General features: G+C 53.1%; 16 protein-coding genes. All 16 read left to right on the top strand.

The window, feature by feature from the left end:
* The first annotated feature begins 187 nt into the window (after window positions 1–187).
* The 16 genes from bchC (at window position 188) to ptsP (ending at window position 12403) form a co-directional block, all read left to right on the top strand.
* On the top strand, window positions 188–1150 hold the full coding sequence (gene bchC, locus HUK38_RS03185; RefSeq protein ID WP_182582415.1) for a chlorophyll synthesis pathway protein BchC: 963 nt from the start codon (window positions 188–190) through the stop codon (window positions 1148–1150).
* Entirely contained in the window at window positions 1143–2075 is a 933-nt protein-coding gene (locus tag HUK38_RS03180) for a chlorophyllide a reductase iron protein subunit X (protein WP_182582414.1), read from the top strand. The genes bchC and HUK38_RS03180 overlap by 8 nt, the downstream gene beginning before the upstream one ends.
* A complete protein-coding gene (gene bchY, locus HUK38_RS03175; RefSeq protein WP_182582413.1) occupies window positions 2062–3441 on the top strand; it encodes a chlorophyllide a reductase subunit Y in 1380 nt (459 codons plus the stop codon). Before HUK38_RS03180 ends, bchY begins: the two co-directional genes overlap by 14 nt.
* The gene (gene bchZ, locus HUK38_RS03170) at window positions 3435–4874 is read left to right on the top strand and encodes a chlorophyllide a reductase subunit Z (protein ID WP_182582412.1); all 1440 of its coding nucleotides are present in this window, start codon (window positions 3435–3437) and stop codon (window positions 4872–4874) included. Before bchY ends, bchZ begins: the two co-directional genes overlap by 7 nt.
* 111 nt (window positions 4875–4985) lie before the next feature.
* On the top strand, window positions 4986–5132 hold the full coding sequence (pufB, locus tag HUK38_RS03165; protein ID WP_182582411.1) for a light-harvesting antenna LH1, beta subunit: 147 nt from the start codon (window positions 4986–4988) through the stop codon (window positions 5130–5132).
* Between the two features lie 71 nt (window positions 5133–5203).
* On the top strand, window positions 5204–5407 hold the full coding sequence (pufA, locus tag HUK38_RS03160) for a light-harvesting antenna LH1, alpha subunit (protein ID WP_182582410.1): 204 nt from the start codon (window positions 5204–5206) through the stop codon (window positions 5405–5407).
* 115 nt (window positions 5408–5522) lie between these two features.
* Window positions 5523–6344 (top strand): photosynthetic reaction center subunit L, encoded by an 822-nt coding sequence (gene pufL, locus HUK38_RS03155; RefSeq protein WP_182582409.1) that lies wholly within the window; start codon window positions 5523–5525, stop codon window positions 6342–6344.
* A gap of 15 nt (window positions 6345–6359) precedes the next feature.
* Window positions 6360–7334: a photosynthetic reaction center subunit M gene (gene pufM / locus HUK38_RS03150; protein ID WP_182582408.1), complete on the top strand. Its 975-nt coding sequence runs from the start codon at window positions 6360–6362 to the stop codon at window positions 7332–7334.
* Window positions 7331–8485 carry a photosynthetic reaction center cytochrome PufC gene (pufC, locus tag HUK38_RS03145; RefSeq protein ID WP_182582407.1) on the top strand — a complete coding sequence of 385 codons (1155 nt, stop codon included), beginning with the start codon at window positions 7331–7333 and terminating at the stop codon, window positions 8483–8485. Before pufM ends, pufC begins: the two co-directional genes overlap by 4 nt.
* A 119-nt stretch (window positions 8486–8604) precedes the next feature.
* Window positions 8605–8745: a light-harvesting antenna LH1, beta subunit gene (gene pufB / locus HUK38_RS03140; protein WP_182582406.1), complete on the top strand. Its 141-nt coding sequence runs from the start codon at window positions 8605–8607 to the stop codon at window positions 8743–8745.
* A gap of 116 nt (window positions 8746–8861) precedes the next feature.
* Window positions 8862–9089 carry a light-harvesting antenna LH1, alpha subunit gene (gene pufA / locus HUK38_RS03135; RefSeq protein ID WP_275284997.1) on the top strand — a complete coding sequence of 76 codons (228 nt, stop codon included), beginning with the start codon at window positions 8862–8864 and terminating at the stop codon, window positions 9087–9089.
* Window positions 9090–9240: 151 nt separating this feature from the next.
* On the top strand, window positions 9241–9381 hold the full coding sequence (gene pufB, locus HUK38_RS03130; protein ID WP_182582405.1) for a light-harvesting antenna LH1, beta subunit: 141 nt from the start codon (window positions 9241–9243) through the stop codon (window positions 9379–9381).
* A 91-nt stretch (window positions 9382–9472) separates the two neighbouring features.
* A complete protein-coding gene (gene pufA / locus HUK38_RS03125; RefSeq protein ID WP_182582404.1) occupies window positions 9473–9631 on the top strand; it encodes a light-harvesting antenna LH1, alpha subunit in 159 nt (52 codons plus the stop codon).
* A 223-nt stretch (window positions 9632–9854) separates the two neighbouring features.
* Complete coding sequence (locus tag HUK38_RS03120) at window positions 9855–10262, top strand: PTS sugar transporter subunit IIA (RefSeq protein WP_238787420.1); 408 nt, start codon at window positions 9855–9857, stop codon at window positions 10260–10262.
* 108 nt (window positions 10263–10370) lie between these two features.
* Window positions 10371–10640 (top strand): HPr family phosphocarrier protein, encoded by a 270-nt coding sequence (locus tag HUK38_RS03115; protein WP_182582403.1) that lies wholly within the window; start codon window positions 10371–10373, stop codon window positions 10638–10640.
* Window positions 10637–12403 (top strand): phosphoenolpyruvate--protein phosphotransferase, encoded by a 1767-nt coding sequence (gene ptsP / locus HUK38_RS03110; protein ID WP_182582402.1) that lies wholly within the window; start codon window positions 10637–10639, stop codon window positions 12401–12403. The genes HUK38_RS03115 and ptsP overlap by 4 nt, the downstream gene beginning before the upstream one ends.
* Window positions 12404–12460 lie beyond the last annotated feature (57 nt).

The following is a 12460-nucleotide window of genomic DNA, read 5'->3' as shown; positions in this document are numbered from 1 at the left end:
CGGTGCCAACTTGACAGGTGCCAACTAAAGTGTCCACTTTGTTACAAGTGTGGTCACAGATACCACAGGTGTAAATTAGACTTGACATACTAATCAGTCAGGCTAAACTGACACTTAAGTTGCAGTGTCGGCATTTGCCGGACTGTGTTGTGACCTGATATTCAAGCACGACTAAGGATTATACCGCGTGACTGCTGCCGTCACTCTCAACACCCTCGCGGTCGTCATCACCGAACCGCAACAACTGTGCCTCGAGTCACTTGACTTGACGCCACCGGGTGCGGCCGATTGCGTGGTGGACATTCACTGGAGCGGCATCAGCACCGGCACCGAGCGGTTACTTTGGACAGGAAAAATGCCGAACTTCCCCGGCATGGGCTATCCATTAGTGCCGGGCTACGAATCGGTCGGGCGGGTGGTCAGCGCCGGTGATGACAGCGGCTGCCACATCGGCGACCTGGTGTTTGTCCCGGGTGCGCGGTGTTACGGTGAAACGGTGCGCGGTTTATTTGGTGGTGCGGCGGCGCGAGTCGTAGTCCCCGGCGCCCGCTTGCTGACCATTCCGCCGCAGTTGGGTGAGCAGGCGGTGTTACTTGCACTGGCTGCAACGGCTTACCACGCCATCGCGGCCGCATTGCCAGTCACCCCCGATTTGATCGTCGGTCATGGCGTCCTCGGGCGCTTGTTAGCCCGCATTGCCGTTGCGCTCGGTGGGTCGCCAGTGGTTTGGGAACGCAACCCGCAACGCCGCGACGGTGTGCAGGGTTATAGTGTGATTGATCCAGCGGTGGACACGCGCCACGATTATCGCGCCATTTACGATGTCAGTGGTGACAGCAGCCTGCTCGACGACCTGATTGCCCACCTTGCCCCGGGCGGTGAAATAATCCTCGCTGGTTTTTACGAAGCGCCGCTGTCATTCAATTTTCCACCAGCGTTTATGCGCGAGTTGCGCTTGCGGGTGGCGGCAGAATTCCGCGATCCCGATTTGAATGCTGTGAAAAAACTCCTCGCCGCCGGCAAACTTTCATTAGATGGTTTGATTACCCACCGCTATCCCGCCAGTGCCGCCGCTGAGGCATATCACACCGCGTTTACCGATCCCAGTTGTCTCAAACTGGTGTTGGATTGGAGCGCCGAACATGACTAATGCCGCCGTGACACCCCGCAAAGCCACTGAAATTATTGCCATTTACGGCAAGGGCGGGATTGGCAAAAGTTTTACGCTCGCCAATCTGTCCTATCGCATGGCCGAGTTGGGCAAAAAGGTGTTGCTGATCGGCTGCGATCCCAAAAGCGACACGGCGACGTTGCTGTTTGGCGGGAAAAATTGCCCAACCCTGATTGATACCTCGGCGCGCAAAAAGCAGGCGGGGGAGGCTCTGACCATCGGCGATGTGTGTTTCAAACGCGACGGCGTGTTTGCGATGGAATTGGGCGGCCCCGAAGTCGGGCGCGGCTGCGGTGGACGCGGCATTATTCACGGCTTTGAATTGCTGGCCGGCCTCGGATTTCACGACTGGGATTTTGATTACGTTCTGCTCGACTTTTTGGGTGACGTGGTCTGCGGCGGCTTCGGTCTGCCGATTGCGCGGGATATGTGCCACAAGGTGCTGTTAATTGGTGCGAACGACCTGCAATCGCTGTACGTCGCCAATAACGTCTGCGCGGCGGTGGAATATTTCCGCAATCTCGGTGGTCACGTCGGCGTGGCGGGCATGATTATCAATAAAGATGACGGCACGGGTGAGGCGCAAGCGTTTGCCGCGCAGGTGGGCATTCCAGTGCTGGCAACCATTCCGCACGATGACGACATTCGGCGTAAAAGCGCGGCGTATCAGATTATCGGGAGTCAAGCGAGCCAGTGGGGCGGGTTGTTTGCTGATTTGGCCGCTAACGTGGCGACGGCATCACCGTTACATCCGCAACCGTTGACGCACGAGGCGCTGCTGGGGTTGTTTGCCGGCGATGTCGTCGGGCGGGATGTGGTGCTAGAGCCGGCCACGGCTGCTGATATGTGCAGTCAAACATTGGTGGCGCGCCCGACGCTTGAGGTGGTGTATGACGACGCCTAGTCGCCCGCCACTGCAATTGGATGTGAAACAAGCCGGCTCGCACGACCGGCCGCAAACCATGTGTCCGGCGTTCGGTGCGTTGCGCATCGGGTTGAGAATGCGGCGGATCGCATCGGTGCTGTGCGGATCAGGGTGCTGCGCTTACGGTTTGACCTTCACGACGCATTTTTACGGCGCACGGCGCAGCGTGGGTTACGTTCCCTTTGATTCCGAAACGCTCGTCACCGGCAAGATTTTTGAGGACGTGCGCGGCGCAGTGGAGCAACTGGCTGATCCGGCGCGGTATGACGCGATTGTGGTCATCAATTTATGTGTGCCGACGGCGGCGGGCGTTCCGCTGCGGTTGTTGCCAACCCAGATTAACGGCGTGCGCATCATCACGTTGGACATTCCCGGCTTTGGTGTCCCGACGCACGCGGAAGCGAAAGATTTATTAACCAGCGTCATGTTGCGCTATGCGCGGGGTGAGGCGGAACGCGGGCCAGTGCAAGCGCCACGCGGTGGGCGGAATCAGTTGCCGACGGTGACGTTGCTGGGTGAATTATTCCCGGTGGATCCGGTGGGCATCAATCAGTTACTCAGTCCGCTGGGATTGGCGGCGGGGCCGGTGGCGCCGGTGCGCGAGTGGCGGGAATTGTATGCCGCATTGGATTGCGCCGCCGTGGCCGCGTTGCATCCGCAGTACGCCAAAACGGCGGGTGAATTTGAATTGGCCGGGCGGGCGATTATTCCCTCGGCACCGGTTGGCTGCGATGGCACGGCGGCGTGGCTAGAGGCAGTTGGCCGGACGTGTGGCAGTACCGCCGCGCAAATTGACGCGGCCAAACAGGCGGTGTTGCCGGCGATTGCGGGTGTGTTTGCGAAAATGCCGATCCGTGGCACCATCACCGTTTCCGGTTACGAAGGGTCAGAATTGTTGGTGGCGCGGCTGTTGATCGAGAGCGGCGCGACGGTGCCGTATGTCGGGACGGCGTGTGCGCAAACGCGCTGGTCAGCGCCAGATCACGAGTGGTTGGTGGCGCGGGGCGTGACGGTGCAGTTTGCGGCGACGTTGGAACAGGACAAGGCGGCAGTGGATCAGGTCAAGCCCGATTTGGCGATTGGCACAACGCCGCTGGTGCAACATGCCAAAGAGTTGTGCATTCCGGCGCTGTATTTCACCAATTTGATTTCGGCACGTCCGCTGTTTGGCGTGGCTGGCGCAGGGTCATTGGCGCAGGTGATTAACACTGCGCTGGGCAGTCGCCAGCGGTTTGAAAAAATGCACACGTTTTTTGCGGGCGTCGGCACGGGCGCGACGGCGGGCGGTTGGATTCGGCCACCGCGGTCGGTGACTGCGACGCTGCAAGGTGCGCATCCGTGCTGATGCTCGATCTCGACCGCGCTGGTGGTTATTGGGGGGCGGTGTATGCCTTCACAGCGGTTAAAGGGTTGCAGGTCATTATTGACGGCCCCGTCGGGTGCGAAAATTTGCCGGTGACGGCGGTACTGCATTACACCGACGCGCTGCCGCCGCATGAGTTGCCAGTGGTTGTGACCGGGTTGGGTGAGGAAGAATTGGGGCAGCATGGCACTGAGAACGCGATGAAACGCGCCTTTGCCACGCTGGACCCGAGCCAGCCGGCGGTGGTGGTGACGGGTTCAATTGCCGAAATGATTGGCGGGGGCGTGACGCCGGCGGGGACAAATATTCACCGTTTTTTGCCGCGCACCATTGACGAGGATCAGTGGCAAAGTGCGAATCGGGCGCTTTGCTGGCTGTGGGAGCAGTGGGGCAGCAAGCGGTCAAAGGCGGCGGCAACGGTTGAATCACGGCCGCAAGTCAATCTGATCGGTGCAATGTACGGCACGTTCAACATGTGGTCGGATGTGGCCGAGATGCAGCGGTTAATTGAAGGAATCGGCGCGGAAGTGAACCTGATTTTCCCGCTCGGGACGCACTTGGATGAGATCCCGCGTTTGGCTGATGCGCAAGTCAACGTGTGTTTGTACCGCGAATTTGGGCGGGCGTTGTGTGAAATGCTGGATAAGCCGTATTTGCAAGCGCCGATTGGGTTGCACAGTACGACGCAGTTTTTGCGGACGTTAGGCGAGTTGCTCGGTTTAGACCCCGAGCCGTTTATCACCCGTGAAAAACACACGACCGTCAAGCCGTTATGGGATTTGTGGCGCTCGGTGACGCAGGATTTTTTCGGCACCGCCAGTTTCGCCATCGTGGCGACCGAGACTTACGCACGCGGTGTGCGGCATTTTTTAGAGCAGGAACTCGGGATGCCGTGCCAGTTTGCCATCGCTCGGCAGGCGGGTGTGAAAATGGATAACGCCGCCGTGCGCGAGGCGGTGCAGACCAAAACGCCGCTGATTCTGTTTGGTAGTTACAACGAGCGCATGTATTTGGCCGAGTGCGGCGGGCGGGCGACCTATATCCCCGCGTCACTGCCGGGGCCGCTGGTACGGCGGCACTTGGGAACGCCGTTTATGGGCTTTGCGGGCGCGACGTTTTTGGTGCAGGAAGTGTGCAACGCCTTGTTTGATGCGCTGTTTCACATCCTGCCGCTGGCGACGGACTTGGATCGGGTGGACGCAACGTTGGCACGGCCGCATCAGGAATTGCCTTGGGATGCGGCGGCACAGGCGGCACTCGATCAGGTGTTGGAGGCGACGCCAGTGTTAGTCAGAATTTCGACGGCGAAGCGCTTGCGCGATGCGGCGGAACACGCGGCACGGTTAGCAGGGGCGGCGCAGGTGACGGTGGAATGGGTCACGCACGCGCAGGCAGGTTTGCGCAATGGTGGCTAATCAGTTTTTGTGTCGTTGGTCATTTAGCCGCGACATACTTGAGTGGTGTGTCAATTGAATTGACGCACGTTATATTTGTTAAACAACTAAACCCAATTGGGGGGAATTATCATGGCCGAGAATAAAGCAACAATGAGTGGATTGACCGATGCCGAAGCAAAAGAATTTCATGCCATTTTTGTTTCCAGCATGACCAGCTTTTTCGGGATTGTCATTTTTGCTCACCTGTTAGCCTGGTTCTGGCGTCCCTGGCTGTAAGCCAACCGACCGCTGCTGCTTACTATTTTAATGTCTAATCCGATTGAATAAGGATTGAAAGGAGAATTCTCATGTCAGACCAACTGTACAAAATTTGGTTTTTAGTTGATCCGAGTAAAGCATTGATTGCGATTTTTGCCTTCCTGACTGTTCTGGCTTTAGTGGTCCATATGATTCTTCTCAGCACCAATGATTTTAATTGGCTGGAAGATGGGGTGCCGGCTAGTTCGGCAGTGGTTAAGGCCGCCACACCCGTAGTGCCCCAGAACCAATAGGCCCTTAATCATCGGATGGTGATAGCCGCCGTGTCGCCAATAGCGCGGCGGCGGTCATCTGAGTTGCTATGTGGAGGCAGCAGGTCATGGTGTCTCCAAAGCAGAGGAATTAACGATGGCCATGCTGAGTTTTGAAAAAAAATATCGCGTTCGCGGTGGAACGCTGTTAGGCGGGGACCTGTTTGATTTCTGGGTAGGGCCGTTTTATGTCGGTCTCTTCGGAATTTCAGCCGTCTTTTTCGCCACCCTCGGAACCTTGTTGATTATTTATGGTGCGTCTTTAGGCCCAACGTGGAATCTCTGGCAGATCAGTATTGCGCCGCCAGATTTGAGTTACGGCTTGGGCATGGCACCGCTGACGGAAGGTGGGCTATGGCAGATCATCACGATCTGTGCATTAGGCGCCTTTGTCTCATGGGCATTACGCCAAGTGGAGATTGCGCGCAAATTGGGCATGGGATTACATATTCCCTTTGCCTTTAGTTTTGCAATCTTTGCTTACTTCACACTGGTTGTCATTCGCCCGGTGTTACTGGGGGGATGGGGACATGGTTTTCCATACGGGATTTTCAGTCATCTTGACTGGGTCTCCAATGTTGGTTACCAGTTCCTGCATTTCCATTACAACCCAGCGCACATGCTGGCAATCTCGTTCTTTTTCACCACCTGTCTGGCATTAGCCATGCATGGGTCATTGATTCTGTCAGTGACCAATCCCCGCACAGGCGAGCCGGTTAAAACTGGTGAGCATGAAAACACCGTGTTCCGCGACATCGTTGGTTATTCAATTGGTGCGCTCGGTATTCATCGGTTGGGGCTGTTTCTGGCAATCAACGCCGCATTCTGGAGTGCCGTCTGTATTGTGATCAGCGGGCCTTTCTGGACACGCGGTTGGCCGGAATGGTGGAACTGGTGGCTTGAGCTTCCGATCTGGTAATCAGAGGACACCATAATGGCTGAATATCAAAATATCTTTACACGGGTGCAGGTGCGTGAGCCGGCCTACCCCGGGGTTGAATTACCGCAGGGCAGTCTGCCGCGGCTGGGTACGCCGATTTTTTCTTACTGGATCGGCAAGTTAGGTGATGCGCAAATTGGGCCCCTGTATTTAGGCTTTCTTGGCATTGCATCACTGATTTGCGGCGCAATCGCTATTCTCATCATGGGTTTAAACATGATGGCGTCGGTTGGTTGGAGTCCAATTGAGTTTGTTAAGAATTTCTTTTGGTTAGCACTCGAACCACCACCGCCATCTTATGGGTTGAGTTTCCCACCCCTGAATGACGGTGGCTGGTGGTTGATTGCTGGCTTTTTCTTAACATCATCCATTCTGCTGTGGTGGGTACGAGTTTATCGTCGCGCAGTGGATTTGGGCATGAGTACCCATCTGGCATGGGCATTTGCCGCCGCTATTTTCTTTTACCTGACATTGGGGTTTATTCGCCCAGTGTTAATGGGGAGTTGGGGTGAGGCAGTACCATTCGGTATTTTCCCGCATCTTGACTGGACAGCGGCAATTTCCATTCGTTATGGCAATTTCTATTACAACCCGTTCCATGCGTTATCTATTGCATTCTTGTATGGGTCGGCGGTGTTATTTGCCATGCACGCAGGGACAATTCTTGGGGTGTCACGCTATGGTGGCGACCGTGAAATTGACCAAATCACTGATCGTGGTACAGCGGCTGAACGGGCGGCGTTATTCTGGCGCTGGACGATGGGCTTTAATGCCACGATGGAATCCATTCACCGCTGGGCCTGGTGGTTTGCGGTGTTGACGGTGATTACCGCAGGCATCGGCATTTTGTTGACTGGCACGGTTGTTGAGAACTGGTATCTGTGGGCGGTCAAGCATGGGGTGGCGCCAGGCTATCCGTCAGCGTTGACAATCCAAGACCCGAATCTGTTGCAGGGGGTGGCGCAATGAGTCTGCGTAATCATAAGGCGTTCGCCATTGCGACAGTCGGTGTGTCCGCATCGGTGTTTTTAGTTGGCTGTGAAGTGCCATCGCATGAGATTGTGCAAAATGGCTATCGCGGTTTGGCGATGGAGCAAAATTATCATCCTGACCGCTTGGCGGCTGTGATTGCCGCTAACAAGGTGCCGGATGTGATTCCAGCCGCCGCACCGGGTGGAAAACTCGCCAAAGACGTGTACAAAAATGTCAAGGTGTTGGGTGATCTGACCGTCAATGACTTTAACCGCATCATGGTGGCCTTAACGGCGTGGGTAGCACCGAAAGAGGGTTGTACTTACTGCCACGAAGGCGTGAATTGGCCATCTGATAATGTGTATACCAAGGTGGTTTCGCGGCGCATGTTAGAAATGACCCGCGATACCAATGCCGCTTGGAAGAGCCATGTTGCAGAAACAGGGATTACTTGTTACACCTGCCATCGTGGAAATCCGGTGCCGGCAAAGGTCTGGGTGTCTGATCCAGGGCCGAAGCAAGCGTCTGGGTTGTCACCGACTGGACAAAATACGGTTGGTAAAGCAGTCGCTCATACGTCATTGCCTTACGATCCGTTCACGCCATTTTTGTTAGGTGGCGAGACGGGGAGTACCGAGGTGCGGGTGGTTGGCGGTACGGAATTACCGCAACCTGGTGAGGCGCGCAATCGCCAATCAATCAAGCAGGCGGAATGGACCTATGGCTTGATGATGCACATTTCTCAGTCGCTTGGGGTGAATTGTACTTATTGCCACAATTCGCGTTCCTTTATGTCGTGGAGTGAAAGTACCCCGCAGCGCACGACAGCATGGTATGCCATTCGTCATGTGCGGTCGCTGAATAATGACTATGTGTCGCCACTGGGTGCTGTTCTCCCGGCGTCGCGCAAAGGTCCGCTCGGTGATCCGTTCAAGGTCAATTGCGCTACTTGCCATCAGGGTGCTTATAAGCCGCTCTTTGGGGCACCAATGGTCAAGGATTATCCGGGGCTAATTGGTCCGAGCAAAGAAGTTCAGGCGGCGGCGGTAGCAGAAACTGCTGCTGCACCGCTCACCACCGCAGTCGTGACCGAGCCAGCTCCAATGGAGCCTGTACCTGCACCAACGAGTTATCAACCGACACCTTAGGTGTTACTGGTACCCGTGAGATGAAGAAAATACTGGGGCGGATACGCCCCAGATTGGGATTGACGAGTAATCTTGCTGACCAAATCTGTGGTCAATTTTGAAACAACGAGGTAATTACCATGGCTGATAAAAGCACGACGGGGCTGACTGCTGAACAAGCGAAAGAATTCCACGCGATTTTCGTGTCAAGCATGACGAGTTTCTTTGGTATCGTTATCTTTGCACATCTTTTGGCTTGGTTTTGGCGTCCTTGGCTCTAATTCAGAGTCTTGATGACAGGCTAGGTTAAATTGGTCTGTTTTTGACACTTTTCTAATTGTTTTGCGATTCCTGATCTAATTCAGGTTTATTCGCCCCTTATTTGAGAGTCACGCGCATGAGTAACGAAAATCCAATGAATGCGATGTACAAAGTTTGGCATATCTTTGATCCCCGCCGGGCCTTGATTGCTCTGTTTGGTATGCTGTTTGTGCTGGCATTGTTGATCCATTTTATTTTACTTGGGTCGAAGGATTTTAATTGGTTAAGTGATGCGCCAGCAGCCGCGGCCGCGCCGACGACTGCACAGGTATCACCGATGCCAGCCGGACGTAACATTAATTAGTCGCGGTTTTGATTGGATAGCAACTAGATCCAGAACTCCAGTTTGCAGCTGGCTCATGCGACGTTGTTAATGGTTTTGGATCTATGAACTGTTTGGTCATTTAGTAGATCGCGTTATCGGCCGCAAGGTCATATTCAGTGGAGATAAGTCCATGGCAGACAAGAGCATGACAGGTCTTAGTGAAGGCGAAGCCAAAGAGTTTCATGGTATTTTCGTGTCAACGATGTCCAGTTTTTTTGGCGTCGTGATCTTTGCTCACCTGTTAGCTTGGTTTTGGCGTCCTTGGCTGTAAGCAGCTAAAGATTTGGCGCTAGTTTATCTAAACACGGGTTATCACTTGACTGCCCGTTAAGCCCCGTAGTCACCGTAAAGAGGATTTTTTTATGCACAAGATTTGGCAGATTTTCGACCCACGTCGCACATTGGTCGCGTTATTTTCATTCTTGTTTGTGTTAGCGTTATTGATTCACTTCATTTTGCTTGGTACTGCTGATTTCAATTGGTTGAGTGATGGCATTCCGCCTGTTACCCAAGCAAAATAATACAGCGAATCATCTGTAGGTTTATTCAAGATGGCGGCCACCAACTAGACAAACAGTTGACTGCAAGCATGTCTGTGCTTTGGTTGAGTAATAACCGTTTAGTAGGATGTCTGACCTGACTTGTAGGATAAAGGCAGTCCGTTGGACTGCCTTTTTTATTTAGCCATGACATCAAACACATCAATTGTGCGGAATGATGCAATCGTGGTTACGCAACGGAGGAATGAATCTGACTGTTGCAGTGTTAATCATCTCGCATAATCAAGTTGGCGCAGAGTTATTAAATGCGGCGACACGCATGTTGGGGCATTGTCCTTTGACTGCAACCGTGCTTGGTGTAAATGAAACCGATGATCCTGATGTATTACTCCGTCACGCGCTGCAAATCGTTGAAGCGACCGATGATGGCAGTGGTGTGTTAATCATCACCGATTTGTTTGGTTCTACCCCGGCAAATATCGCCAGCAATCTTACAAGTCGCCCGGGCGTGGAAGTATTAACTGGTGCTAACCTACCGATGTTGGTGCGTATTTTTAATTATGCCCAACTTGATCTTGCCGCCATGACCGAGAAAGCCTTTAATGGTGGGCGCGAGGGGGTGCTACGCTATTTGCAATCCAGTACTTCTTAATCGCGTGTATTATTAACCCGCAGCCTTTCATATCAGTGATGTAACTTGTTGTTTAACAGGTTCATGCTACACTCTGTCCATGACTAACCCAGCGCCGTCGCGCAGCCTGTGATTTGCAAAGAACTTGACATTATCAACCGTCTTGGTTTGCACGCTCGTGCCTCTGCCAAATTTGTGACTTGCGCCAGTCAATTCACCAGCCAAGTGAAAGTTTCGCGGGCGGGGCGCAGCGTCAACGGTAAAAGCATCATGGGTGTAATGATGCTGGCGGCAGCGCGTGGCACCAGCATCGTGGTCGAGGTGAGCGGTGAAGACGAGGTTGCCGCGCTGGATGCGTTGGAACGTCTGGTTGCGGATCGCTTTGGGGAAATTGAATGAACACCGCGTTTCAAGGCGTCGGAGTAGCAGGAGCGCGCCTGATTGCGGTGGGAACGGCGCATCTATTAGCACCAACGCCTATTCCTATTACCACTGAAACAATTACAGCGGATCGTATTGAAGCCGAATTACGGCGGCTGGATAAGGCGCTTGATAGTGCGCGCTGTCATTTAGAGCGGGTGCGGCGGCAGATTCCAGCAGACACCGCTGCACCAATTGATGAATTGATTAGCACCCATTTGCTGATGCTGACCGATTCGGCATTAGTTGACGCGACGCGGGATTTAATTCGCAGTCAACATATTAATGCCAGTTGGGCATTACAAATGCAGCGTGATTTGTTAATTGAAGTGTTTAATGAAATGGAAGACCCCTATCTTCATGCACGGCGTGATGATGTGGATCATGTAGTACGGCAGATTCAAAGTTTTTTAACGAATGAGACGGCGCAAACAGTCGATTCATTTGCGCAAATTGAATTGTCGGGCAAGATCGTTGTTGCAAAAGATTTAACACCTGCCGAAATCATTTTACTGCGGCAACGCGGCATGGATGCGTTAGTCACAGAATACGGTGGTCCTTCATCACACACCGCCATTCTAGCGCGCAGTCTTGATATTCCCACCGTACTTGGCGTGTATAACGCAACGCAATATTTAATTCACGGCGAATTATTAATTGTGAATGCGGACGCCGGCAGTGTCATTGCAACCGATGACCCCCTAACAATCGCAGTGTATCGGGAACGTCATTTAGCCTTAGAAGCACAACGTGAAATATTGCGTCGTTTAATTCGGGAACCATCAATTAGTCGAGATGGTGTGCCGGTGGTGTTATTAGCGAATTTGGAATTATCAGAAGATGTGCGAGCGGCGCAGGAAAATGGCGCATCGGGTGTTGGTTTATACCGCACGGAGTTTTTATATTTAAATCATGATCATTTACCGGATGAAGAAGAACATTTAGCGAATTATCTAGCAATTATTGCCGGGTTAGATGGACTGCCTTTAACCATTCGGACGCTTGATTTAGGTCTGGATAAACACGTCAAATACATTGCCGATACACTGCCGGCGCTGACTAATCCCGCATTAGGCTTGCGCGCTATTCGATTATGTTTGCGCCATCCCGAATTATTTGTACCGCAATTGCGCGCTATTTTACGCGCATCCGCCGCTGGTCCAGTGCGGTTAATGATTCCAATGATTTCAACCCTTGCTGAAGTAGAAACCGTCTTACAAATGCTGCACACCGCCCGGCGATCATTGCGCCGCGATGGATTAGGATTTGATCCCTTGATGCCAATTGGCGCCATGATTGAAGTCCCAGCCGCGGCGTTAATGGCCGAAACGTTAGCACGACGATTAGACTTTTTATCTATTGGAACAAATGATTTAATTCAATACACGTTAGCCATTGATCGAATGGATGATTCCGTCAGTTATTTGTATGAACCCTTACATCCTGCGATACTACGTTTATTGCGTGGTATTATTGAAGCAGCGGCGCGTAGTCGCACTCGTGTGAGTATGTGTGGTGAAATGGCCGGCGATGTGCGCTATACCCGCGTATTATTAGGGCTAGGACTGAGAGAATTAAGTATGCAGCCGGGTTCATTATTAGCAGTCAAAAATGTCGTTCGTGCTTGTGACATTAGTTATTTAAAATACACGATGGAAACGCTATTTTGTGATATTGACGAGTTACCGCCGCAACAATTGCTTGACCAACTTGCAGCAGTTGACCAACCCAGCTATCACTAATTGCACTTACTAATCCAGCCGATTAAATTTCGCTGGTCACGCATACCCTAGCCACCA

It is taken from the genome of Thiospirillum jenense (genome assembly GCF_014145225.1).
GTDB lineage: Bacteria > Pseudomonadota > Gammaproteobacteria > Chromatiales > Chromatiaceae > Thiospirillum > Thiospirillum jenense.
The sequence above is the reverse complement of the archived record's forward strand: the minus strand, read 5'-3'. Positions and strand labels throughout refer to the sequence as shown.

Bases quoted from the DNA above. Each gene is read 5' to 3' on its own strand.
- pufB (WP_182582405.1), top strand. From the start codon at position 9,241: ATGGCAGACAAGAGCATGACAGGTCTTAGTGAAGGCGAAGCCAAAGAG.
- HUK38_RS03180 (WP_182582414.1), top strand. From the start codon at position 1,143: ATGACTAATGCCGCCGTGACACCCCGCAAAGCCACTGAAATTATTGCC.
- pufA (WP_182582410.1), top strand. From the start codon at position 5,204: ATGTCAGACCAACTGTACAAAATTTGGTTTTTAGTTGATCCGAGTAAA.
- pufB (WP_182582411.1), top strand. From the start codon at position 4,986: ATGGCCGAGAATAAAGCAACAATGAGTGGATTGACCGATGCCGAAGCA.
- pufC (WP_182582407.1), top strand. From the start codon at position 7,331: ATGAGTCTGCGTAATCATAAGGCGTTCGCCATTGCGACAGTCGGTGTG.
- pufA (WP_182582404.1), top strand. From the start codon at position 9,473: ATGCACAAGATTTGGCAGATTTTCGACCCACGTCGCACATTGGTCGCG.
- pufL (WP_182582409.1), top strand. From the start codon at position 5,523: ATGGCCATGCTGAGTTTTGAAAAAAAATATCGCGTTCGCGGTGGAACG.
- ptsP (WP_182582402.1), top strand. From the start codon at position 10,637: ATGAACACCGCGTTTCAAGGCGTCGGAGTAGCAGGAGCGCGCCTGATT.
- pufB (WP_182582406.1), top strand. From the start codon at position 8,605: ATGGCTGATAAAAGCACGACGGGGCTGACTGCTGAACAAGCGAAAGAA.
- pufA (WP_275284997.1), top strand. From the start codon at position 8,862: ATGAGTAACGAAAATCCAATGAATGCGATGTACAAAGTTTGGCATATC.
- bchY (WP_182582413.1), top strand. From the start codon at position 2,062: ATGACGACGCCTAGTCGCCCGCCACTGCAATTGGATGTGAAACAAGCC.
- pufM (WP_182582408.1), top strand. From the start codon at position 6,360: ATGGCTGAATATCAAAATATCTTTACACGGGTGCAGGTGCGTGAGCCG.
- HUK38_RS03120 (WP_238787420.1), top strand. From the start codon at position 9,855: ATGAATCTGACTGTTGCAGTGTTAATCATCTCGCATAATCAAGTTGGC.